At 55.7% G+C, this 22,176-nt stretch carries 22 protein-coding genes; 12 read left to right on the top strand and 10 right to left on the bottom strand.

Translation table 11 applies throughout. The features are described 5' to 3' along the window. The first annotated feature begins 70 nt into the window (after positions 1 to 70). Both CAUR_RS10815 and CAUR_RS10810 read left to right on the top strand, forming a co-directional pair. Complete coding sequence (locus CAUR_RS10815; RefSeq protein WP_012257935.1) at positions 71 to 439, top strand: response regulator; 369 nt, start codon at positions 71 to 73, stop codon at positions 437 to 439. Between the two features lie 26 nt (positions 440 to 465). Then, positions 466 to 1,155, top strand: coding sequence for an HAD family hydrolase (locus tag CAUR_RS10810; protein WP_015909164.1), 690 nt, complete (start codon positions 466 to 468; stop codon positions 1,153 to 1,155). Positions 1,156 to 1,231: 76 nt separating this feature from the next. Here CAUR_RS10810 and CAUR_RS10805 read toward each other — a convergent pair whose 3' ends face one another. The 4 genes from CAUR_RS10805 to CAUR_RS10790 form a co-directional block, all read right to left on the bottom strand. Further along, the gene (locus CAUR_RS10805; RefSeq protein ID WP_012257933.1) at positions 1,232 to 1,486 is read right to left on the bottom strand and encodes a hypothetical protein; all 255 of its coding nucleotides are present in this window, start codon (positions 1,484 to 1,486) and stop codon (positions 1,232 to 1,234) included. An 80-nt stretch (positions 1,487 to 1,566) separates the two neighbouring features. After that, positions 1,567 to 2,520 carry a thioredoxin-disulfide reductase gene (gene trxB / locus CAUR_RS10800; RefSeq protein ID WP_012257932.1) on the bottom strand — a complete coding sequence of 318 codons (954 nt, stop codon included), beginning with the start codon at positions 2,518 to 2,520 and terminating at the stop codon, positions 1,567 to 1,569. 117 nt (positions 2,521 to 2,637) lie between these two features. Further along, positions 2,638 to 3,846: a DUF58 domain-containing protein gene (locus CAUR_RS10795; protein ID WP_012257931.1), complete on the bottom strand. Its 1,209-nt coding sequence runs from the start codon at positions 3,844 to 3,846 to the stop codon at positions 2,638 to 2,640. Positions 3,847 to 3,994: 148 nt separating this feature from the next. Continuing rightward, positions 3,995 to 5,557: an ATP-binding protein gene (locus CAUR_RS10790; RefSeq protein WP_242604908.1), complete on the bottom strand. Its 1,563-nt coding sequence runs from the start codon at positions 5,555 to 5,557 to the stop codon at positions 3,995 to 3,997. Between the two features lie 454 nt (positions 5,558 to 6,011). Here CAUR_RS10790 and CAUR_RS10785 point away from each other — a divergent pair, with 454 nt between their 5' ends. The 8 genes from CAUR_RS10785 (at position 6,012) to CAUR_RS10750 (ending at position 13,131) form a co-directional block, all read left to right on the top strand. Continuing rightward, positions 6,012 to 6,308, top strand: a complete 297-nt coding sequence (locus CAUR_RS10785; protein ID WP_012257929.1) for a hypothetical protein — start codon at positions 6,012 to 6,014, stop codon at positions 6,306 to 6,308. A gap of 78 nt (positions 6,309 to 6,386) precedes the next feature. Next, on the top strand, positions 6,387 to 6,752 hold the full coding sequence (locus tag CAUR_RS10780) for a roadblock/LC7 domain-containing protein (RefSeq protein ID WP_012257928.1): 366 nt from the start codon (positions 6,387 to 6,389) through the stop codon (positions 6,750 to 6,752). 71 nt (positions 6,753 to 6,823) lie between these two features. Then, positions 6,824 to 7,318, top strand: coding sequence for a roadblock/LC7 domain-containing protein (locus tag CAUR_RS10775; protein WP_012257927.1), 495 nt, complete (start codon positions 6,824 to 6,826; stop codon positions 7,316 to 7,318). Between the two features lie 66 nt (positions 7,319 to 7,384). Beyond that, complete coding sequence (locus CAUR_RS10770; protein ID WP_012257926.1) at positions 7,385 to 7,972, top strand: GTP-binding protein; 588 nt, start codon at positions 7,385 to 7,387, stop codon at positions 7,970 to 7,972. A gap of 48 nt (positions 7,973 to 8,020) precedes the next feature. Further along, positions 8,021 to 8,821, top strand: a complete 801-nt coding sequence (locus CAUR_RS10765) for a DUF4388 domain-containing protein (RefSeq protein ID WP_012257925.1) — start codon at positions 8,021 to 8,023, stop codon at positions 8,819 to 8,821. 90 nt (positions 8,822 to 8,911) lie between these two features. Beyond that, on the top strand, positions 8,912 to 10,429 hold the full coding sequence (purH, locus tag CAUR_RS10760; RefSeq protein WP_015909162.1) for a bifunctional phosphoribosylaminoimidazolecarboxamide formyltransferase/IMP cyclohydrolase: 1,518 nt from the start codon (positions 8,912 to 8,914) through the stop codon (positions 10,427 to 10,429). A 58-nt stretch (positions 10,430 to 10,487) separates the two neighbouring features. Continuing rightward, entirely contained in the window at positions 10,488 to 11,105 is a 618-nt protein-coding gene (hisIE, locus tag CAUR_RS10755; protein ID WP_012257923.1) for a bifunctional phosphoribosyl-AMP cyclohydrolase/phosphoribosyl-ATP diphosphatase HisIE, read from the top strand. A gap of 25 nt (positions 11,106 to 11,130) precedes the next feature. Next, positions 11,131 to 13,131 (top strand): hybrid sensor histidine kinase/response regulator, encoded by a 2,001-nt coding sequence (locus CAUR_RS10750; protein ID WP_012257922.1) that lies wholly within the window; start codon positions 11,131 to 11,133, stop codon positions 13,129 to 13,131. Positions 13,132 to 13,134: 3 nt separating this feature from the next. Here the strand turns inward: CAUR_RS10750 and rimM are convergent, their stop codons facing one another. From rimM to ffh, 4 genes are all read right to left on the bottom strand, one after another. Next, the gene (gene rimM / locus CAUR_RS10745) at positions 13,135 to 13,644 is read right to left on the bottom strand and encodes a ribosome maturation factor RimM (RefSeq protein ID WP_012257921.1); all 510 of its coding nucleotides are present in this window, start codon (positions 13,642 to 13,644) and stop codon (positions 13,135 to 13,137) included. Positions 13,645 to 13,707: 63 nt separating this feature from the next. Next, positions 13,708 to 13,935 (bottom strand): KH domain-containing protein, encoded by a 228-nt coding sequence (locus tag CAUR_RS10740; protein WP_012257920.1) that lies wholly within the window; start codon positions 13,933 to 13,935, stop codon positions 13,708 to 13,710. A gap of 22 nt (positions 13,936 to 13,957) precedes the next feature. After that, positions 13,958 to 14,227, bottom strand: coding sequence for a 30S ribosomal protein S16 (gene rpsP / locus CAUR_RS10735; RefSeq protein WP_012257919.1), 270 nt, complete (start codon positions 14,225 to 14,227; stop codon positions 13,958 to 13,960). A gap of 145 nt (positions 14,228 to 14,372) precedes the next feature. Beyond that, positions 14,373 to 15,725: a signal recognition particle protein gene (ffh, locus tag CAUR_RS10730; RefSeq protein ID WP_012257918.1), complete on the bottom strand. Its 1,353-nt coding sequence runs from the start codon at positions 15,723 to 15,725 to the stop codon at positions 14,373 to 14,375. Positions 15,726 to 15,904: 179 nt separating this feature from the next. On the opposite strand from ffh, the gene CAUR_RS10725 reads away from it, so the two are divergent. Continuing rightward, a complete protein-coding gene (locus CAUR_RS10725) occupies positions 15,905 to 18,340 on the top strand; it encodes a PP2C family protein-serine/threonine phosphatase (RefSeq protein WP_012257917.1) in 2,436 nt (811 codons plus the stop codon). After that, positions 18,337 to 18,864, top strand: a complete 528-nt coding sequence (locus CAUR_RS10720) for a hypothetical protein (protein WP_012257916.1) — start codon at positions 18,337 to 18,339, stop codon at positions 18,862 to 18,864. The genes CAUR_RS10725 and CAUR_RS10720 overlap by 4 nt, the downstream gene beginning before the upstream one ends. A 481-nt stretch (positions 18,865 to 19,345) precedes the next feature. Here the strand turns inward: CAUR_RS10720 and CAUR_RS10715 are convergent, their stop codons facing one another. Beyond that, on the bottom strand, positions 19,346 to 21,037 hold the full coding sequence (locus tag CAUR_RS10715; protein ID WP_012257915.1) for a RecQ family ATP-dependent DNA helicase: 1,692 nt from the start codon (positions 21,035 to 21,037) through the stop codon (positions 19,346 to 19,348). 189 nt (positions 21,038 to 21,226) lie between these two features. Continuing rightward, positions 21,227 to 22,078 carry an alpha/beta fold hydrolase gene (locus tag CAUR_RS10710; RefSeq protein WP_012257914.1) on the bottom strand — a complete coding sequence of 284 codons (852 nt, stop codon included), beginning with the start codon at positions 22,076 to 22,078 and terminating at the stop codon, positions 21,227 to 21,229. Between the last annotated feature and the right edge of the window lie 98 nt (positions 22,079 to 22,176).

Below are 22,176 nucleotides of genomic sequence, written 5' to 3'. Positions count from 1 at the left end.
CAACGTGGGTGGTGCAATGAGGGTTCGATAGTGCCGGCATTCCCTCATTGCACCACAACGGGAGAGAATCATGCAGATCGTGCTCGTCGAAGATAATCCGCTGATGCAGCAGTTATTCGCTATCTTTCTGCGTGGGCACGGCTTCGAGGTAACGGTTGCCGCTACCGGTGCTGCCGCACTGGCGGCTCCGGTCTCGCTGCCGGCCCTTTTTATGATAGACCTGCGTCTGCCGGATTGTGACGGGTTTGAGCTGCTGCAACAGTTGCGTGCGCATCCAACACTGAGGCAATGCCCGGCTATTGCCCTGAGTGGTCTCGGCGAGGGTGATCGACGTGCGGCCATGGCGGCAGGTTTTGATCGCTTCCTGACCAAACCAACCGACTTAGATGAGTTATTGCAAACGATCACCGAATTAATCGGAGATAATCCATCCCGCTGAATCCACGATCACCGATGAGAGTGACAATGAGACGGTTATTGCTGTGGGATATCGACGGAACCCTGCTTTCGACGGATGGTATTGCCGCGAATGCCATGCGTACCGCATTGCGGCAACTGGTTGGCCCACATGTGCGGATCGAACGCACCTCATACGCCGGTAAAACCGACTGGCAAATTGTCCGCGAGAGTCTCCCTTCGGTGGACGAGGCCACCATTCAATCACGTTTGCAAGAGTTTATTGCCCTGTACACCGCCGAACTCACCGCCCAACGGGAAGCGTTGATTGCACGCTCCACCGTGTTTGCCGGTGTGGTTGAAGCGTTGCATGCTCTTTCGACCCACGCCTATCAGGCGCCACTGACCGGCAACGTCGCTGCGGCAGCCCGGATCAAGCTAGAGTGTACTGGCCTTCTTCGCTGGCTTGAAGTCGAAGCGGGTGCTTATGGCGACGATCACTTCGACCGTCTGGCTCTCCCGCCGATTGCCGCAGGGCGGGCACGTGAGCGGTATCGCTATGCATTTACACCGGCGGACGTGGTGATTATCGGCGACACGCCGCGCGACATTGCCTGTGGCCGGGCATTCGGTGCGCGGACAGTGGCAGTCGCCACCGGCCCGTTCAGCATGGCAGAACTGGCCGAATACAACCCAGACGTACTCCTGCCCGATCTGCGCGACACTGTTGCCGTCGTAGAAGCGGTACTGGGGAATTAAGGGCAACATAAAGACCGAGGGAAGGCTGCCAATAACCAAATCCGCCTTCCCCCCTGTGCGAGCCAGCAGTCAAATCTTACAATGCGCGTGGCCCGCCATGCAATTCTTCAACCAGATGCGCTCGCGCTTCAACCACACTCATCTGCGTTGAAGCATAAAGCGATGCCGCTCGCATAATCGCTTTGGCCTGATCGGCGGGCATCGCACGCACCTGCTCGAGTGTCAACCCTTGACTGCGCAGATATTCCAGAATGTAGGCTTGCTCGAGGTGCTCGTAACCTTCCCGTGCGCCAGCATCAACCAGCCCGTCATTATTGGGTGTCGCTGTCATAGGCACCTCCTTTGGTGTTGTCGTAGCCTTATTATAGCGACACCCTTACCCTCTGTGAAGAGATAAAATTCGCAACCATGTCAGGCGACCGACACCGTTGCTTTCGAGCGGGCATGCTCTTGCTCGGCCAGATACCAGGTCGCCTCCATCGCAGCCCGGCAGCCATCGCCGGCAGCCGTAACGGCCTGTCGATAGATGTGATCGGTCACATCACCCGCAGCAAAGATGCCGGGAATGTTGGTACGGGTACGACCATCGGTCACGATATACCCACCCTCGTCAAGCTCAAGGATGCCGCGGAACAAGTCCGTATTAGGCACGTGGCCGATATACGGAAATACCCCATCGGTCGGTAATTCACTCACCTCACCGGTTTGTAGATTGCGCAATGTCACCGACTCAACTTTATCTTTGCCATTAATCGAAACTACCACTGAATTCCAGATAAAACGCACTTTTGGATTACTAAATGCCCGTTCCTGTAAAATTGGATCGGCGCGCAGCGTGTCGCGGCGATGAACAATCACTAATTCATCGACATACCGGGTCAGGAACAAACCCTCATCAAGCGCACTGTTTCCGCCACCAACAACGACGACCTTCTTGCCCCGGAAGAAAAAGCCATCGCAGGTGGCACAATAGCTGACGCCGCGATTGGCCAGCTCTTCTTCACCCGGTACACCGAGCTTCCGTGGCGAGGCGCCGGTGCTGACGATAATCGCATCGGCAGTAACCGTCTGCCCGCTATCGGTATGAATGGTAAAGGGGCGCTGGGCAACCTCTACTTTCGTCACCAGCGAGTCGAGGAATTGGGCACCGAAACGGGCCGCCTGTTTCTCCATCGCCTCGGCCAGCTCGAAACCACCAATCCCATCAACAAAACCAGGGTAATTCTCAACTTCACTGGTCGTGGCAATCAAACCACCCGGTTGCAGGCCACGAATGACCAGCGGTTCAAGATTCGCCCGCGCAGCATAGAGCGCCGCCGTCAGGCCAGCCGGGCCAGAGCCAATAATAACGACTTTGTGATGCATATCAACCGTCTCCTTGCAACAGCATTATTCACACAATAATCTCACTGTGCGACGCTTTCATCGCCGCCAGCAAGAAGGAGTATAACACGGGCGAAGCGTGCTTGTCTGTAATCCAGATTACCCCCCTGGGGTATATGATACGGAAATCGCTTCTGTTTCTTCGATTCGCCGTGGTGTCCAATGGGTCTGAACACCGGGTATCGCCGGTGGTGGCCGATCACCGCAGAAGAGCCAGACCACCCGGAAACCGAGTTCGCGAAGGCGTAACAATGCTGCGCGTATCGGATCGGAGGCAACTGCACCGATTAACACGATGGTGGCGCCGGGATGCAATTCCGGCGTAATCAGCCGTAGCAGACGGGCACCGGGTAAGACTGAGTAAGCCGTCAGACGCGCCAGGGTCTCCATCATCTGGGCAAGCTGATGAGGACTACGCCCCGGCGGCAACCGCACCAGATGCTCATCTTCCACCGGTGCGCCATTGACGTACAGCCCAACCGCATGACCGGCACCGATACTGTGTTGAGCCAGCGTTGCCGTGACACTGATCAGATGCTCAACCAGATCGGGATCGATACCCTGAAAGTAGAACTCAAATGTATCGAGATCGAGCACCAGGGCCAGAACATGGGATGTAGTCGGCTCGTACACACGAGTTTGTAGCGTCCCGGTACGCGCAGTCGCCGCCCAATGCACATCTTTCAGCGGGTCTGACGGCGTGTAATCACGCACACCAACCACCCGTAGGGGATCGCGGAGCAGGGCCGATGCCCGCATCAAACCCAGCGGATCACGTGCAGGCAGGCCAAGATCGGCCAGACTGAAGAGCCGGGGGTACACCAATAGAGAGACATCGGCGGCAAACGTCGCATCGCTACGAAAAAGACCAAAGGGATCGCCACTCTGAGCCTGCGCCGGCCCAAACCGAAACGTTCCCCGTCGGTCACAGCGCAGCCGATAACGCCAGATCACCCGCTCGTACCAGCGCAGGCCGGTGCTGCGTCGAATCAGGCTACTCTGCCGACTCCCACTGAAGATCACCGGTGCATCAATGACCGTCACACCACTGGGGATAGCATCGAAGATGTGAAGCTGAGCCAGCGGTAAAAGTTTACGGTTGGTCACCGTAATCGTGAGGATCACCTCATCCCCAGGAAACGCCCGCAGATGGCTCAATGTGCGCTGATATTCCACGCGCTGCAAAGCCCACCGCTGCCAGAGACGAGCTACACCAATACTCACCAGCACCGTCGCCGCCAGCAAGGCCAGCGCCGCCTGACGAAAAATCAGAGCCAGTATCAACAAGATCAGGAGTGAGGGCACCATACGCATACACCCGGCGCAACATGACGATCCAGGAACCATCGGCAGCCGATAACCACCGGTGTTATCGTCAATTCAACATACGTCCATCTGTTCCAGCTTTACGTGATGAACCCAACGCACAATCGCAAACCGATACCCGAACGGATCGCTATTCGCCGGGCAATTGCCGTCGACTGAGGGGGATGGTAAAGAAGAATCGCGACCCACGACCAACCTGACTTTCAACCCAAATCCGACCGCCATGCGCCTCAACAATCGCACGGGTAATAAACAGCCCCAGCCCACTACCGGGTTGATCGCGGCGCAGGCGTGTATCGACCCGATAAAAGCGCTCGAAGATCAGGTCTTGCTCTTCAGGGGGAATACCGATACCCTGATCAGACACATAGACGATGGCCATATCGCCCTCGGCACGGGCGCCGATACGAATAACCCCCCCGTTCGGACTATACTTCACAGCATTCTCGATCAGATTGGTCAACACCTGCCGCATCCGTTCATAATCGGCGTAGACCGGGGGCAGATCATCAGGCACCCGGATTTCAAATTCAATCCGTTCGCCAACCTGTGCCGCAAAACGGCGCACAACATCTGAGACCAGCAGATGGAGCGCCACATCACTCCGTTCCAGCCGCAGACCACCGGCAGCGATACGTGACACATCGAGCAAATCCTGAATCTGACGGGCCAGACGGTCGGCCTCTTCACTGATCACCTGCAACGCTTCACGATATTGCTCAACCGTAAATTGCCCATCGGGGCGCAGCATCGTCTCGGCAAACCCCTTGATGATACTCACCGGTGTACGTAACTCGTGGGAAATAACCGAAATAAAGGTATTCTGGCGCTCCTCCTCCATCTTTTGCGCCGTAATATCGCGAACATTGGCAATCGCACTTAGAAGCTGACCATGGCTACCGCGTTGTGGTGCATAGCGGTTCTGAATAAACAGATCGCGGCCATCGCGCGTGGTAATCCAGCCTTCAACTACCGGATTGGCGAGGTCGGGCCGGCGCTGCAACGGACACTCGTTCAGGCAGATATTGACTCCGTGTGCATTACGAATACCCAACACTTCAGCACAGGGCCGACCAATCGCCTCTTCGCGCGACCAACCGGTCAGTTGTTCCATCGTATGGTTAAACGTCGTAATGCGCCAGCGCCCATCAATAATCATCACCCCATCAGCCGACTGCTCGATCAGAGCATTCAAATGTTGTTTCTCGCGCAACACACTCTGAAACAGACGGGCATTACCAACGGCAATGGCCGCCTGATCGGCAAAATCCTGCAGAATCTGACGGTCGTCGGCAGAAAAGGCTACATTGAGCGCTGCGCGAAAGACATAAATCACTCCGAGCGGCGTATCACGCACCGTCAACGGCAATGCAATCATCTGGCGGAGGGGAATGCCGGCATCAAGTGAAACATCACGCAGCACCTGCGGGCCATAACGACCGAGATCGGCAATCGGGATGCGTAGCAACGGTGCGAAGGCCGGCCAGAGTTCACGAGGCAACTGCGCCGAAGCGCGAATGCGCAGGACACCATCCTCTTCGTCAAACAACGCAATAAAACCCAGCGTGCCGGCTAGCAGCTCAACCGCATAGGTAATCACCAGATTCAGCACACTACCCAAGTCAAGCTGCGCAGTGAGCGCCCGGCTGATCTGGAGCAAATATTCACGCTGGCGGAGGCGAAGATCGGTCATTTGGCTCATTGTACCACAGAACCGGCAAAAGAACGTTGATGATTATACTCACATGTGTAAACATTTACACCATACTAAACCGATCTACAATACCATTGTCAAACATTCTACTCCGATAAAGACCCTGTCAGAGTCCATGGCTAACGATTGATCTTCATCCCATGCGACCGACGACCAGATACGTCACAGCAGCTTCTCAGAAACAGGCGGTTACTATTTACACAACGACTCGACAATATCAATAACACGTGGTATGATGATAAAAGATTACACTGTGAACCAACACCATTACGACGAAATCCCTCACCAGACAGGTATCGGCAGCGCAGTGGATGGTAACAGGCGGCAAGGATACAGAAAAGCCTGTTTCTGGCAACGGATACAGTGATCAAAAGTAGAAACAGACCGCTACCGGGCAGGCAAATGTCCGCCAGTTTGTGGCGAGGAGATCGGCATGAAGGTAAATCTGAGCAGCAAACGTGCCCAGAAGCTGATTCGTGAACACAGACTGACCCCTGAAGAGATTCAGCAGATCGTTGCGGCAGCCAGGATCAATCTCGCCACCTTTGATCCCGACTACCGGGCCAACGTCACCCAAATTGCCGACGAATTACAAAAGAGCCGCCCAACCATCTATGGTTGGGCTGATCGGGCACTGGCGGCAACCATCCATTCGTTGCGCAACATTCGTACCGGACGACCACCGAAAGATCGAGATCGGAATAACCTGAGTGGTGATATTGGAGCATAAATGGAAACGGATTGGTTCAACGACCGTGTATAATAGATACCAGTGCGCGGATGAATTCCTGCGCCAGAGCGAGGCAGCATGAGCAGTGAGCTGAAAGATCTTCTAACCCGGTTTCGCATGGTCGAGAGTGTCGAAGCCGCCGCCGTGGTGGCAACCGACGGTCTGTTGATCGAGAGCATTGCCCGACCCGGTGTCGATATCGACGCCATTGGTGCTGTTGCTTCAAACGGTCTGGCGATGGCTGATGCACTGGGGCGTGAAGTCGCCAAAGGTGGTACGGTACAGGCAGTCCTCGAATACGAAGACGGCCTGGTCATCATCGAACCGATCAGCAGCGATGCCATGCTCTTGCTGCTCACCAATTCCCGTGACGATCTCGGTTTGCTGCGGTTTCTCGCTGCCAAACATCGTGACGAGATGATCGATGCGCTCAGCGCAATTTAGCAGTGGTATGTTATAATTTTGGAAAGTAACGCATCGACACCCGCCACTCTCAGACGTGAAGGTAGGCTGCGATGGATCCTCAGTTGACAAGTATCATCGTGCCCTCGGAAGAGATCGCTCATATTGAAGAGTGTCTCTCCCGCCTGGTGGAAGACACCGGCAGCGACTATGCACTGCTCCTCGACAAAAGTGGTCAGGTCATCTCCTCGAAAGGTGATGGCGACCGGCAAGACATTACTGCCCTTGGCGCGCTAATTGCCGGCGTCTTTGCTTCCTCGCGGGAAGTGGCCAAACTTTTGCGCGAACGTGATTTTCGGGCATCCTTCCAGCAAGGTGTGCGCGAAAATATCTTTATCGCCCTGATCGAAGAGCAGTGGATTTTGTGTATCATCTTCAACAAGGGCACCCACATTGGACTGGTAAAGGTTCTTACCAAGAAGGCAACCGATGAACTGGCTGCCGTGCTCGAACGGGTACGTCAGCAACACAAGGCCCGTGATGAAGTGCTCGGTTCGGCTTTCCGTACATCGATGGAAGATACCATTGATCTGCTGTTCCGCGATTAACCGCGCTTCTACCCTGCTGATTGGTCGCGTCGGTGCCTGGTGCCGACCGACTTCGCGAGAGAATCTATGGCTCTGATCAATGTCGCTGCACGTGAAATACATTGTAAGATCGTTTACTACGGCCCTGGGATGTGCGGCAAAACGACCAATTTGCAGTACATCCACAGTCAGGTACCCAAAGAGGTCAAGGGCGATCTGCTCTCGATTGCCACTGAAACCGAACGCACCCTTTTCTTTGACTTTCTGCCCCTTGATCTAGGTAAGGTGCGCGGTTTCCAGACCCGTTTTCATCTCTATACCGTGCCCGGCCAGGTACTGTACGAACGCACCCGGGTCGCCGTTCTTAACGGGGCTGATGGTGTGGTCTTCGTTGCCGACTCACATAAGAATAAGATGCAGGAAAATATCAATAGTCTGCGTGAGTTGGCCCAAAATATTACCCGACAGAATAAACGCTTCGCCGATTTCCCGATTGTGTTGCAATATAACAAGCGAGATCTGCCACCTGATGTCCTGGCTCCGGTGGCAATGATGGATCACTTCCTGGGTGTGACTAAGATGAATTGGCCGCGGATCGAGGCTATCGCAACCAAAGGTGTGGGGGTCTTCGAGACGTTGCGAGCGATTAGTCGGGTCGTGATTAGCAAGCTGTGATGTTGCCAGGGGCAATATTACACACGCGAGACAAGGTGAGGGACAGCTATGGCGCTGGCAGGCGATTTGAGCGAGTTTTCGCTCACTGACCTCATCCAGTTGTTGCAACTGAGTAAGAAGACCGGCGGTGTTGAGATTGATGGCCGGCGAGGAACCCAGAAGCTGACCGGATGGATCTTCTTTCGCGATGGAAAAATTGTTGATGCGAAACTGCCCGGTCTGGAGCCACTGGAAGCGGTGTACACATTTTTCACGGTCACAAGCGGGCCGTTTCGCTTTCACGAGGGTGTGACATCGCCCCAGACGACAATTACTGCCAGTAATGAGTCGATTATTATGGAGGGCATCCATCGCCAGGAGACGTGGTCGCAACAGCAAGCGACAACCCCTACCCTGGCAATGGTACCACGCCTGGTGCCCAATCCGGCTTCGGGTAACGTTGAGATCAGCCTCAACGCTGAAGAGTGGCGCGTCCTGACGATGATCAACGGCAAACATACCGTTGGTCAGATTGCCCAACGCAGCGGTCTCGGTGAAGCCCGTACCTGTGAGATTATTGCTAAACTGATGCAGAGTGGTCTGATCGAACGCCGCGAAGCTGCCGCTGGCGAATCGCTCGCTCCAGAATTTGAGCAGATCGCTGCCGGGTATCTCGGTGCCGGCGCAAATGTGTTACTGCAGGAAGCCTATCGCATCGCCGGTGTCAATGATCCTTCACGCGCCTCTGCCGCCGAAATGCTGGCAGCCGCTGATGCCTTTGAAGCTGAAGCCCGCCGTCTGATCGGAGCCGACCGGGCCAGTCAGGCCGCGGCCCAGTTGCGCGAACGGGCCCGTGAGTTGCTCGTTTGATCTGTGGTACAATGGGGCTACGCGACCCTGCCCGTCGCTGCGGGCAGGGTTTCGCTTTGGGTTGTCTCTGTGATTGGTGAGGAGCGTGTTGTGCGCGCATTGATGAGCGTCTACGATAAAACGGGGATTGTCGAATTTGCTCAGGCTCTCCACAATCTTGGCATTGAGATTATCTCAACCGGTCAGACCCAACGTGTATTACGTGAAGCAGGTATCCCGGCTCTACCTGTCAGTGACGTCACCGGTTTTCCCGAAATTCTTGATGGCCGGGTGAAAACGCTCCATCCTGCAATTCACGCCGGCTTGCTGGCGCGCCGTGATGTGCCGGCTCATATGGCCGAACTGGCTGCCCATAATCTACAACCAATTGATCTAGTCGTAGTAAACCTCTACCCCTTCGCCGCTACCATTGCCCGCCCCGACGTGACAATGGCTGAAGCGCAAGAGCAGATTGACATCGGCGGTGTTGCATTGCTACGGGCGGCGGCCAAGAATTTCCCGGCAGTGCTGGTACTGGTCGATCCGGCCGACTATGCCGGCGTGCTCGATGGCTTACGCGCTGGCGATGTGCCATTGAGCGAACGACAGCGCCTGGCCGCAAAGGCGTTTGCCCATACCGCTGAGTACGATGCGACCATTGCCGCATATCTCCGCACCGAGCCACTGCCCGATGTGCTGCCGTTGGCCTGGCGAAAATATCAGCCTCTGCGCTACGGCGAAAATCCTCACCAGGCCGCTGCCCTGTACGGTGATTTTGGTGCCTTCTTCCATCAGTTGCACGGCAAAGAGCTAAGTTATAACAATATTCTTGATACTGCCGCCGCGCAGGAGTTGATTGAAGAGTTTCCTGCGACTGAAGCGGCTGCGGTTGCCATCATTAAACACACCAATCCGTGTGGTGTAGCTATCGCTGCCGATCTCCATAGGGCCTGGGAAGCAGCATTTGCCACCGACCGCGAAGCTCCGTTCGGTGGCATTATTGCGGTCAACCGACCAGTCGATATCGCGTTTGCCGAAGCGGTAGATGAAATCTTCTCGGAAATCATTATCGCACCTGATTTTGCCCCCGATGCCCTGGCCTTGCTCCGACGCAAGAAGAATCGGCGGCTGCTCCAAAGCGTGCGCCCGATTACCGGTGCTGATCGCTGGCAACTGCGGAGCGTTCCCGGCGGTGTGTTGGTGCAAGAACCTGATCATGCTCCTCTGGTTGCTGAAGAGTGGCGTGTCGTCACCAAACGTGCCCCAACCGATGCCGAAGCTGCTGCGCTCCGCTTCGCCTGGCGCGTAGTAAAACACGTGAAGTCAAATGCGATTGTGTATGCAGCTCATGACCGCACTCTTGGCATCGGTGCCGGACAGATGAGCCGGGTAGATAGCTCGCGCCTGGCTGTCTGGAAAGCCCAACAGGCCGGGATCGATCTGCGAGGCAGTGTCGTGGCAAGCGATGCGCTCTTTCCCTTTGCTGATGGTGTTGAAGCGGCAATTGCTGCCGGTGCCACCGCCATTATTCAGCCCGGTGGCTCGGTACGCGACGAAGAGGTGATCGCTGCGGCTGATGCCGCTGGCGCGGCGATGGTCTTTACCGGACGCCGCCATTTCCGCCATTAGATACACTGACAACCGTTACATAGCTGCCTTACAGAATATAAGGAGGTACACCGGACGCATGGTGTCCATAAGTGATACAGAACTACTACCAGCTATCGTACAACATGCCCGCAGCGGCGAAGTATTGATGCTGGGATATATGAATAAAGAGGCGCTAACGGCTACCCTCACCAGCGGCTTTGTCACGTTTTATAGCCGCTCGCGCCAGCGCCTGTGGCGTAAAGGTGAAACCAGTGGCAACACCTTACGTCTCGTCGAGATTCGACAGGATTGTGATGGTGATGCCTTGTTAGTCCTGGCAGAACCGGCCGGCCCAACCTGTCATACGGGCCGGCCAGGTTGTTTCTTCCGCGATCTTGATGAAACGGAAGTTTCTGGACCAGTACCGCCAGTCGCCATTCTGGCGCGTCTGGCGGATCGTATCCAGGCCCGCCGCGATTCTACGCCAGGCGAGTCCTACACCGCTAAGCTACTCCACGGCGGTGTTGATCGGATCGGCAAGAAGATCGGCGAGGAAGCAGCCGAAGTGATTATTGCCGCCAAAAATGGGAACCCGGCAGAGATCGCCTACGAATTGGCCGATCTCATCTACCATAGCCTGGTGTTGCTGGAACAGCAAGGTATGACAGCAGAGGCGGTGTGGGCTGAACTGGCCCGTCGCTATAGCTCCTCGTAATCACTGGAGATTGCGGGATAACCGTATGAGCAGTTGGGCTGGCCACGTATTGGTTGTCGATGACGATCCGCAGTTACGCGACCTGTGTCGGCAAACGCTGGCACGGGCCGGGTTTGTTGTAACAACGGCGGCTGATGTCACGACCGCGTTGGAGGCACTGGAACAAACGGTGTTTGATCTGGTTATGGTTGATCTAATCATGCCAGGGATGAATGGCCTCCAACTGCTCGAATTGATCCGATCACGTGACATCAGTGTGCCCATTTTGATCGTCAGTGGTGCTGCTTCTATCGAGCAGATTTCCTACGCCATGCGCCTCGGTGCCCGTGGTCTGTTGATCAAACCGTTCCGCGCCCAGGAATTGGCCGATATGGCCCGCGAGCTGGTTGCCAAACGGCAGGCCATCCGGGCCAGCGACCGCCTGGCTGCGTTGCGCCCGCTGTTGCAAATCAGTCAGCATCTGTTGGCCGAGCTTGATCAGTCACGCCTGTACGCTTTGATTATCGAAACGGTACGGGTTGAGGTACATGCTGAACGCGCTTCACTCATGCTATTGGAGCCGGATGAGCAGGCTCTCCGCATCGTGGCCTGCACTGGCCTGCCTGACACAGTCGGCATTGGTGCCCTGATACCGGTAGACAGGAGTATCTCTGGATGGGTAGTTCGTCATCGCCAGCCACTTCTGATCGATCAGCACCTTGTCTCATCACCCTGGTACAAAGAACTCAAGCCTCATCTCCTGTCCCCTGAACTGACTACCGCGTTGTCGGTTCCTATCATGGCCGGCGAACGTGTGCTTGGTGTGCTTAACGCAGCAAAAGCGACGCTCGATGCGGCCTTTACGGCTGCTGATCAGGAACTATTACAACTACTCGCCGGGCAGGCAGCCGTGGCGATAGAGAATGCCCGGTTGTACAGTGAGGTCTTGCGTTCAGAAGAGCGCTATCGCGCGCTCCTCCGTCATGCCAACGATGCAGTCTTACTGCTCGATGCAACCGGGATGAACGTTCTCGATGCCAATTTAGCGTTGACCCGCCTGTCGGGGTACCCGGGTGAGGAAATACTGCGGCTCAATCCTTGCCGATTGTTGCCAACCTTGCCTGCCCTGTTAAGCACTGCGGTCAACGGTCGCGCTGAGCACAGCGAAATCGAAACGACACTCTGTACCGCCGATGGACATGAGACTGCGGTGGCAGTGAGCGTCAGTGTGGTGCCCGATGGCGATCAGCGCCTCTTTCTGGTCATTGCCCGCGATATTAGCGAGCGACAGCGTCTGGCGCGCGAACTTGCTCAGGCTGAAAAACTTGCGGCGATTGGTCGTCTGGCTACCGCGATGGCGCACGAGATTAATAATCCACTGCAAGCGCTTTCAAGCACAGTCCACCTCTTACAGCACTCTGATTTATCACCCGAACGACGCGATCTCTATTTGACCAAGGCTGCCGCTGAACTTGATGGGTTAATTCAGCGCGTGCAACGCATTCTCGACATCTCACGCCCGAATCTCGATGGCCGTCGCCCGGTTGATCTCAATCAAGTCGTAATCGACGTGATTGCAACGTATCGCCAAACCCTGATCGCTCGCAACATTCGTTATATTGGTGAACTGACCTCAACGCTGCCGTGGGTCACAGCCGTCATCAGCCATCTGAAACAGGTGTGTCAGACACTAGTCCAAAATGCAATCGAGGCCATGCCAGAGGGAGGCACGCTCCGCATCCGCACCTATCTGCGTCCACCAGACGGTGAACCAGACCGGGCATCCTTCTGGCGTGCCGGCGGTGGTTCGCGCCAGTTTCCTTCTGAGCAGGCGGTCGTGTTAGAGATTAGTGATACCGGGGTGGGCATTGCCCAGGAAGAGGTACCCAAGATTTTTGAACCGTTTTACTCGACGCGATTTGACGGGCTGGGAATAGGTTTGTCGCTCTGCTACAGTATCGTGGATTTTCACGGTGGCGAGTTATGGGTGCGTTCACAGCCTGAGCAGGGGACAACCTTTAGAGTTATTCTACCGATTGCCCAGTAAGGTTCAATCGAGTAAACCGGCAATTGGGCGGATCACCAGGCGCCGTTCACCGACATCAATTGCCACAATAAAATCACGGACCATCGGTACCAGCGCATCAGGGCGTCCGCGACGAGTAATCACCACGATCTCACCGGCACCGGTTTCGAGAATATCGCGCACCTCACCAATATCTTCGCCACTGTCAGTAACTGCCTGCATACCGATCACATCGTGATAGAAGAACTCATCTGCGGCAAGTGGGGCGGCATCAGCCGCAGCAATGTAGACTTCTTCACCGCGCAAATCAGCCGCTGCATCCCGATCCGTGATCGTTTGCAATTGAATAATGAGCAGCCCCGGTTTGTGCATGTAGAGGCGCGAAACCTGGTGAGGGACACGTTTCGGCCCGATAAAGACGGTGCGCAGATGGCGAATCAGATGCTCAGGATGACTGGAGATAGAATGTAGCCTGATCTGACCACGCACACCAAAAGGCGCACCAAGAGCACCAATATAGAGCAGATCGTCCATAACAACCCACAACAAAGCAACCGATCGGCGCGGATGGCCGACCGGTTGCCGATGTCTACCGACTTACTCGATATCGACGTGTACTCGCTTCTTTTGACGGGCTGCTGCAACACCCATCAGATCGCGAATTGCCTTTGCCACCCGTCCATTGCGCCCAATGACTTTGCCGGTTTCGGATGGTGCAACCGACAAATGATACGTGATCGTGAAACGCCCACTACGTTCCTTGATGCGAACCGCTTCAGGCGTATCAACCAGATTACGAGCGATATATTCGAGGAGCGCCTTCATTGAAGCTCCCTCCACTGTAGGACTAGGCTTCGGCAATGACCTTACCCTGCTCGTCGAGTACATTGACCCGCTTCAGTAGCTTCACCACAACTTCAGTCGGTTGGGCACCAACACCAAGCCAGTACCGGGCACGGTCGGCTTTGATCTCCAAAACCTTCGGCTGACGGGTTGGCAGATAATAGCCAATAGTTTCGATAAACTTACCATCGCGCGGCGAGCGCGAATCAGCAACTACAATGCGATAGCTCGGCTGTTTAGTCTTGCCGGTGCGGCGCAGACGAATTTTAACCATAGGTTGTATCGTTCCTCACACTCAGACCAACAATAACGCACTAGTTCTATAGTATAGCACAAAATTATCTTCGCGTTGCAAGTGTCTCAGCAACACGGCCATTAACGCAAACCGTCATTTACGGATCACCTATCAATACCCTGTGTCAGCGCAGGCGACGCAGCAGTTCGTTTGGATCGATACCACCACGACCCTTACCGCCTTTACTGGCCAGTTGTTTCATCATGCGCTGCATCTGTTGAAACTGCTTGACCAATTGACTGACCTCTTGCACCGAGGTGCCACTGCCACGGGCAATACGCTCGCGCCGACTCCCCTTGATGATTTCCGGTCGTCGTCGCTCTTCAGGAGTCATCGAGTAGATAATGGCTTCAACTCGCTTGACATGGCGCTCATCAAGCAACTCTTCATTCCGGGCTAACTGATTGAGACCGGGAATCATTGCAATAATTTGCTGCAACGGCCCCAATTTCCGCATCTGGTGGAGTGAATTGAGAAAGTCCTCGAAGTCGAATTCACCCTTGCTAAGACGCTTCTGCATCTTCTTCGCCTGCTCGGCGTCGTAGAGCTGTTCGGCGCGTTCAATCAGTGATAACACATCACCCATGCCAAGAATGCGCGACGCCAGTCGATCAGGGTGGAAGACTTCGAGTGTATTACCATCAACCTTCTCGCCGGTCGAGAGAAATTTGATCGGCACACCGGTCACAGCACGAACCGACAGCGCTGCACCACCCCGTGCATCGCCGTCCATCTTGGTCATCACCACGCCGGTTAGCTTGACACGCTGATTGAACGTCTCGGCCACACGCACCGCTTCCTGACCGGTCATGGCATCAACGACCAGCAACCGCTCGATAGGATGCACCCGATTCTCAATCTGCTCCAGCTCTTGCATGAGCGGCTCGTCGATCTGAAGCCGACCGGCAGTGTCAATAATGACCACATTAAACAGTTCCTTACGGGCATGTTCAAGTGCATGCTCGGCAATATCCGGCGGGCTGGCCTGTGTGCCTTCGCTGTACACCGGAATATTGAGCTGCCGACCCAATGCCTGTAATTGCGTAATTGCCGCCGGACGATAGACGTCAGCCGCAACTAGCAAGACCCGCTTACCCTTCTTGCGCAAATGGAGCGCCAGTTTGGCAGCTAATGTCGTTTTACCGGTACCCTGCAAACCTACCAGCATGATCACTGTCGGGCCAGGGCGTGCCTCTTGCAGGGGAACGTTTTCTGTACCCAACAGGTTGATCAATTCTTGATGAACGATCTTGATCACCTGTTGATGTGGGGTCAGGCTTTTGGTGACCTCTTCGCCAATAGCCTGCTCGGTCACTTTAGCCACAAACTCTTTGACGACCCGAAAGTTAACGTCGGCTTCGAGCAGGGCCAGGCGCACCTGCTTCATCGCCTCACGGACATCATCTTCGGTGAGACGACCCTTACTGCCTAGTTTTTGAAAAACGGCCTGTAAGCGATCAGAAAGACTTTCAAACATAGCCGGTACTCGTTTCGTTGTGACTTGCTACGATCAGTATTCTTGCTGTTAGCATTGTACGGGTGAGCAGCGCTGGCGTCAATGTTATCTGGAACCGAACCTTGCGTGCGTCGCTTGTGGTGCTTGTGAGGTCTGGTGCTGAGTCAGGCCCCAACCACTTCTGGTATAATCGCTATAGTATGCAATCACTTGAGATTCATGCAGACCACCGTGTTGCGGTGGCCGGAGCAATTATCACAAACAGTACACGAGCGCTCGTCGTAACACCTGCTCCTCACCAGCAAGTGGCGGTTACGCGCGGTCAGCTTTTTGTGTTATGTGAACCGATAGGCCCGGTTGAGCGTGCTGAACACGCCTGCCGAATTGTCACCCGAAGCATTCGCCACACCTTCTACGAGAGCGAAGCTACCAGCGCGGCATCGGCATTGCGCATAGCAATCGTCAACGCCAACAAAGCGTTGTATCAGGATAACATGCGACATTCGCCGACCCGTCGTATGACTGTCGGCGTTACTGCGATTGCCCTGCTCGGCAACGATCTCTTCATCGCCCAGGTGCAACCGGCTCAGGTCTTCTTGCGTTGCAGCGGAAAACTCCGTGCTATCCCAACCCATCCGTCCTGGGATCCGGCTCAGGTGAATGCAGCACAGATTGCGCTCACCAACGCTCTGGGAGCCAGTCTGTTTGTTGAGCCAGAGTTCTTTCGCGCCGTCGTACAGCCAGGTGATGCTGTGTTGTTGAGTAGCAGCACCCTGATAGGTCACTTCGATCCACCAACAATGGCAGCACTCCTGGCCCAGGCAGATGCGTCTGCAATCATCAATACGGCTCACGCTCGCATCGCCGACTTGCCATCAGCCGAACTACTGGCGTTCACTGTTCACGAACCGGCCCCCCGGCCCACACCATCGCCGACGCCTTCTGCACATCAGGCGCAACCGGATAAGAGACAGATCGCAGTTGCAACCGAACCGAAAGCCGATCCACTCTTTACCCTACCACCACAACCGGCTTTTACGCCGAATCCACCGCCACGTCCAGCCCCTATCGATCTTGGCGAACCACTGGCGGAACGTGTTGTACGGCAGACTGCACCGTTACCCCCGTCGAGTGTTTTAGGCGAGGACCCACCACAATCGATCCCGATTGATCTGGGGGACACCTTCGCCAATGGTCAACCGTATGGCCTTCGGCATCCCATACGGCCACCAGACACTATGACGTGGAGTGAACGACTGGCATGGCCGTGGCTGGCCCTGAGTGACATGGTGCGCGAATGGCGACGTGAGCGACAATTGCGACGCAAAGCATTGACAATCAGTAGTTATGTGCCGCGAGGGCGTGGTCTGACCTATCGCCGTACCGCGCCACCGATTCCCTGGCCGTTATTGCTGGTCACTGTGCTGATTGTCGGTGTTGCGATTGTATACGGCATTAACCTCTCGCAGCAGAATAACCTGCAACTGGCGACCGAATATCTGGTCGCGGCTGAAGAACGAGTCGCCGCAGTGCGCACGGCACCCGATGAGACAACGGCTCGTGAGGCGTTACTCATTGCGCAACAGGCGATTGATGTGGCCCGTGCCAGCCCGGAAATTACGACCACCAATCCGGGGTTGTGGCTACGCTTCAGTGAACTCGAACGCGAGTACGAGCGATTACTGGCGGCAGTTGACCGGGTTTCTTTTCTTGAACCAACCTTGCTGGCAAGTCATCCGTTGCCGAATGGCATCTTTACTACCATTGTCGTACCGCCAGCAATGAGTAGTGTCACCGATCCGGCAAACCTGACAGCACTGCGCTATCTATACGCACTGGATAGCGATCCCGAGGCTGCTCGCCTCTACCGGATTCCCCGCGACGGCGGTACGCCAGAGCCATATCTCGAACCTGGTCAGACTGTCGGAGCGGCGATTGTTGGCTCTTTACGCGCAGCACTCTGGCGTATCGACCAGGTGGTAGCGATTGATCAGGCTCCAAACGGGTTCGGTTATTACTTCCGCCAGAATGACACCTGGAACTACTCGAAACTGGGAAGTTCCGAAATCTGGATCGATCCTGAACGGCTCGATGTCGAGGAGTATGCCGGTAATCTGTATATCTGGGGTGCCCAGCCTGGTGAAGTGTTAAAGTTTTCGTCTGGTCGCTACGGCGATACACCTGAATTCTGGCTCAACCCCGGCGTGACCCGCGATGCTGCTGTCCTTTCGGCAATTGATATGGCGGTTGATGGCAGCATCTACTTGCTGCAAAAGAATGGCACAGTGCTGATCTTTAGTTTCGGGCAACTGGTAGGCCAGCTTACCCCCAGCAATGTCTCGCCCCCTATCGCCGAGGTGTCACGGTTTGTGATTACTGGCCCACCTGATGCCGGTTACATCTTTCTGCTCGAACCGGCGCAGGAGCGCATCTTACAGCTTGATAAGCGCACCGGTGAGCTGATCCAGCAGCTACGGGTACGCGCCGACAGTAACCTGCGCTTGAGTCAACTGACTGCCCTGAGTATCGATATGAGCAGTGCCCGTCCGATACTCTACATTGCCAGTGCCGGTGATATTGTGCGTGCCGAACTCCCAACACCGCCACGCAGCTTTCGTGAAGAAGCCCGCCCATGAAACACGTTATCCTCTGGTGTTGTTTGCTGCTCCTGCTTAGTGGCTGTGGTGCAGCCGATCTGGAAGAAGACATCGGTTTAGGGGGTGTTACTCCTGAAGCGGTGGTCGAGAGCTTTCTTGAGGATTTTAATACCGCCCTGGCCGATCCAATGCTTCGTGAGCCAACCGCCCGCCAGGTGTGGGCGAGCCGCCTGGCAAGTTATTTTGCCCCCAGCGAACGCGCCGATCAACGCCTGCTGATGCAGGAGATGCTCAACGGGTTTGTAAATAGTAATACGCAACCTGCCCGTGGCAGTCGTGCAGAGGTTGTGATTACTTACGACCGTACCCGCGTGCTTCAGGCCGATGATCTGACAGCCCTGGTTGAAGTAGTCAATGGCGTGATTACAGTGCGCTGGCGCGATGCGGAAGATAACGTCATTCTTGAACGCAACGGTGCCCTGCTGCGCTTGATCGGACGCGAAACAGGCGGGTTGCCGGTAGTTCGGGTTGATGGCCGCTGGTATTTGACCGAAGCCGGTTAGCGTAGCTTTGGAATGCGGCAGCCACGCCGCTGCATCCACCGACCTCCGTACCGGAAGCATATAGTAACGCCACACCCACTCTACCAAATCTTGATTGATACTGTGCGTCACTCCTGATGCCACTCATTGCGGTGCATCAGTCCGGTGATAGCGTTTGCCGCTCGCCGAGGGTTTGATCTGGCACGCACCCGTCCATCACCTGTACCACGGTCGACAGGCTGGAAGCCTGCGCCACGATCCGCACCTCCTCACACGCAGTCAGCCAGACCTGACAGACGTGCTCTGCACGCACATCGTCCCCGTGACCGATGGGGAAACCGCTGCACCCCGCCCTTGATCGTGATCACGACTGGCGCAGCAGCGTGGCTGCCGCACTCCCCACCACGCACCACGGGCAACGGTATCCTCGCCGAACCGTGTTCCAACTCTGTGGGATCGGCAACGCCGATTCGGCGGTTCCACGCTCTGGGACTGACATCACTTAATGCCACTCGCGCCTGCCAACTTTAAGTGCCCGTGATGAGGAGCAGACGTCGCAACCGATACGACAGGCGGCAAGTTGTTGACCAAAATACGCTGCCAGTATCTGGTGTCGGCAACGCTGACTGCGAGCGTAATCGACCATGGACTCAATCCGCTGCTCCTGATATTGCCGGAACCTTTCCAGCCAGCCCTCGACACGCTCGCCTGCGTCGGCTGGCGGTGACAAGAGTTCAATGAGCGGCAGGCGTAGTCCCGGTCGGTAACGTAGCAGGCCAGCGGCTTGCGCTTCTAACAACACTGCTTCAATGTGAGCTACCGGAATGTTGTGCTGATGGGCAAGGAGCATGAGATCGATTTCAATCGCTTCCCGTGGAAGATGGTGTAACCAGTCTGTGGCAGCTACCGTCCCGGTTCGTTCGACCACCGCTGCCAGCGGCAGGTCGAAATGACGTTTGAGCAGACCTACCTGTTCCAAGACACTGATCCCGACTCGCGTCAGCACTTCACCAGCGGGACCAAACTGGGATTGTAACGCATCAAGATCAATCACACCTGCGGGATAGGTGATTGTACGCCTGACTTGACGGTACAACTCACGCAGATTCTCGCGGGTAATTGTCGTTGATTGCAACCAGGTCCGCAATACACGAGCATCATTCTCGCTGAAAAAGAGAATACAGCGCGCCGGCAAGCCATCACGCCCGGCCCGGCCCGCCTCCTGGTAGTAGGCTTCGAGTGAGGCGGGAAGATTGTAGTGGATGACAGCACGAATATCGGCTTTGTCAACCCCCATCCCAAACGCGACTGTCGCAACCAGAACCCGCGTCTTTCCGTTCATGAACCGCTCTTGCACACCTGCTCGATCAGGATGCAGAGCGTGATAGTGATCGGCAGCAACACCGGCAGAACGCAGCTCCAGCGCCAGGTCTTCACAAGTCTGGCGCGCACGGGCATACACGATGATTGAGCCATTGATCTTCCGGCAGAGTTCAATCAGACTACGTGCCTTTGACATCCCTGGTCGCACCTGGATCACCTGAAAAAACAGGTTAGGGCGAAAGACAGGTGCCTGAACGACCGTCAGCGGGCCGATCATCGTTTGCAGCGTATGGATCGTATCAGAGGCAGCCGTAGCTGTCACAGCCAGAACTGGCGGTTGGCCGAGTTCGTTCATCGCCCGGTTGATGAACAAATAATCAGGGCGAAAATTTTGTCCCCATAAGCTGATACAGTGCGCCTCGTCGATCACAAGACGGGACACGCCACAGTGACGAAGCGCAAAAAGGAATGAGCGTTGTCGCAGGCGTTCGGGAGCGACATAAACCAGTTTGTACTTACCGGCAGCAATTGCCCGTAAGCGGTCGCGCACCTCTCCTGCGGTAAGGGTGGAGTTGATGATGGTTGCCCGTTCCTGGACGGCAGGTGGTAACCGGTCTACCTGATCCTTCATTAACGCGATCAAAGGGCTAATCACCACTGTGGCCTGTGGTAAAAGCTGGGCCGGTAACTGATAGGTCAACGACTTGCCGGCACCGGTCGGTAAGACGGCCAGGGTCGATTCGCCACGCAATACACGGCCGATAATCTGCTCTTGATGAGGGCGGAACGTACTGAAACCAAAAACATCGCGCAAAATGACGGTGGCTTCAGATGGCAGGTTTGAGGTAGAGGGATGTTGCTGAGTGACCATAGCCAATACCACTGATATAACACTGCCGGCAGCATTTGAGTCAGTGTAGACCGTACATATATATAACCGTCTACACCGCGCAAAGGGTACGCCAGAATCGGGTTTTTCTTCCAACGTCAGAGGAAGGTGTCTCGCCGGCGGGTCAAAGCGACAGACAGTGGCACCAGGATGTCACGCATCAGCGCCGATTCAGCGGTGAGGGATTGGCTGCGCTAACCAGCGGGCAATCAGCCCGGCCACCTCTTCAGGGCGCTCCATTGGGAGCATATGTCCGGCTTCTACCTCGGCGAAAGTAGCGTGCGGCAGCATTCGCTGCAACCGTTGCCAGACCGAATCGGTAATCAGGTCAGATCGTGTCCCCCGCACAATCATGAGTGGGATGCGCAAACGTCGTAAATCACGCCAGGCATCAAGTGGGGAAGACGCAAAAATATGAGCTTCCCAACGTTTTGGCCAGGCCAGTGTGTAGCCCCGGCCATGCGGACGTAACCCACCCTGCAGATATCCTTCGAGTGCGTCAGGGGTAAAATCGGCGAACACCCCACGACCCTGCCAGCGCTGTCGGGCCTCATCAACGCTGGCAAAGTGATCGCGCCGGCGTAAAGCACCCTGAGCCAGGGGAAAGCGGTATCCCTGACCACTCTGACGTAACAACCAGATCAGTATCTGCAAGCGTCGGCGAAAGAGCACCGGATCGATCAACACAATCCGCTGGAAGAGTTCAGGCCGTTCTACTGCGGCGTACAATGTCAGAATACCACCAAGTGAATGGCCGATACCAACCACCGGTTCGCCGGTCACCGCCTGAAGATCGGCAATCAAATCAGCAGCCAAATCGCGCCATGTCCCTCCCGGCTGCGCATCCCCATCGACACGCAGCGGACGTGGCCGGTATCCCAGAATGCGCCCAAAGGACGCAAGCCCGGCGGCGAGAGGGACGTAGGCTTCTGGTGGAAAGCCATTGGCAGGCGCGATATGGATGAGACGAGGGCCAGAACCCCCGAGCTCACAATGGGTAAGAAGAGTAGTTTGAGTTGTCATTACAAATCAAAAGCAGAATTTGCAAACTGCTCACAGCCACTCTAACCGCAATGTGAGCCACAAAGCAATTACCGCGATTTCACACGGAGCTTTGTGGC

Origin of the sequence: Chloroflexus aurantiacus J-10-fl (genome assembly GCF_000018865.1) — a bacterium.
Taxonomy (GTDB): domain Bacteria; phylum Chloroflexota; class Chloroflexia; order Chloroflexales; family Chloroflexaceae; genus Chloroflexus; species Chloroflexus aurantiacus.
This window is presented reverse-complemented; position numbering and strand designations above follow the sequence as displayed.

Excerpts from the sequence above, each read along its gene's own strand:
- CAUR_RS10805 (WP_012257933.1), bottom strand. The coding sequence starts at position 1,486 with ATGACAGCGACACCCAATAATGACGGGCTGGTTGATGCTGGCGCACGG.
- CAUR_RS10750 (WP_012257922.1), top strand. The coding sequence starts at position 11,131 with ATGAGCAGTTGGGCTGGCCACGTATTGGTTGTCGATGACGATCCGCAG.
- CAUR_RS10770 (WP_012257926.1), top strand. The coding sequence starts at position 7,385 with ATGGCTCTGATCAATGTCGCTGCACGTGAAATACATTGTAAGATCGTT.
- CAUR_RS10765 (WP_012257925.1), top strand. The coding sequence starts at position 8,021 with ATGGCGCTGGCAGGCGATTTGAGCGAGTTTTCGCTCACTGACCTCATC.
- rpsP (WP_012257919.1), bottom strand. The coding sequence starts at position 14,227 with ATGGTTAAAATTCGTCTGCGCCGCACCGGCAAGACTAAACAGCCGAGC.
- CAUR_RS10795 (WP_012257931.1), bottom strand. The coding sequence starts at position 3,846 with ATGGTGCCCTCACTCCTGATCTTGTTGATACTGGCTCTGATTTTTCGT.
- CAUR_RS10740 (WP_012257920.1), bottom strand. The coding sequence starts at position 13,935 with ATGAAGGCGCTCCTCGAATATATCGCTCGTAATCTGGTTGATACGCCT.
- CAUR_RS10785 (WP_012257929.1), top strand. The coding sequence starts at position 6,012 with ATGAAGGTAAATCTGAGCAGCAAACGTGCCCAGAAGCTGATTCGTGAA.
- CAUR_RS10775 (WP_012257927.1), top strand. The coding sequence starts at position 6,824 with ATGGATCCTCAGTTGACAAGTATCATCGTGCCCTCGGAAGAGATCGCT.
- hisIE (WP_012257923.1), top strand. The coding sequence starts at position 10,488 with ATGGTGTCCATAAGTGATACAGAACTACTACCAGCTATCGTACAACAT.
- trxB (WP_012257932.1), bottom strand. The coding sequence starts at position 2,520 with ATGCATCACAAAGTCGTTATTATTGGCTCTGGCCCGGCTGGCCTGACG.
- CAUR_RS10725 (WP_012257917.1), top strand. The coding sequence starts at position 15,905 with ATGCAATCACTTGAGATTCATGCAGACCACCGTGTTGCGGTGGCCGGA.
- CAUR_RS10720 (WP_012257916.1), top strand. The coding sequence starts at position 18,337 with ATGAAACACGTTATCCTCTGGTGTTGTTTGCTGCTCCTGCTTAGTGGC.
- CAUR_RS10780 (WP_012257928.1), top strand. The coding sequence starts at position 6,387 with ATGAGCAGTGAGCTGAAAGATCTTCTAACCCGGTTTCGCATGGTCGAG.
- CAUR_RS10710 (WP_012257914.1), bottom strand. The coding sequence starts at position 22,078 with ATGACAACTCAAACTACTCTTCTTACCCATTGTGAGCTCGGGGGTTCT.
- ffh (WP_012257918.1), bottom strand. The coding sequence starts at position 15,725 with ATGTTTGAAAGTCTTTCTGATCGCTTACAGGCCGTTTTTCAAAAACTA.
- CAUR_RS10810 (WP_015909164.1), top strand. The coding sequence starts at position 466 with ATGAGACGGTTATTGCTGTGGGATATCGACGGAACCCTGCTTTCGACG.
- CAUR_RS10815 (WP_012257935.1), top strand. The coding sequence starts at position 71 with ATGCAGATCGTGCTCGTCGAAGATAATCCGCTGATGCAGCAGTTATTC.
- CAUR_RS10790 (WP_242604908.1), bottom strand. The coding sequence starts at position 5,557 with ATGACCGATCTTCGCCTCCGCCAGCGTGAATATTTGCTCCAGATCAGC.
- CAUR_RS10715 (WP_012257915.1), bottom strand. The coding sequence starts at position 21,037 with ATGGTCACTCAGCAACATCCCTCTACCTCAAACCTGCCATCTGAAGCC.
- rimM (WP_012257921.1), bottom strand. The coding sequence starts at position 13,644 with ATGGACGATCTGCTCTATATTGGTGCTCTTGGTGCGCCTTTTGGTGTG.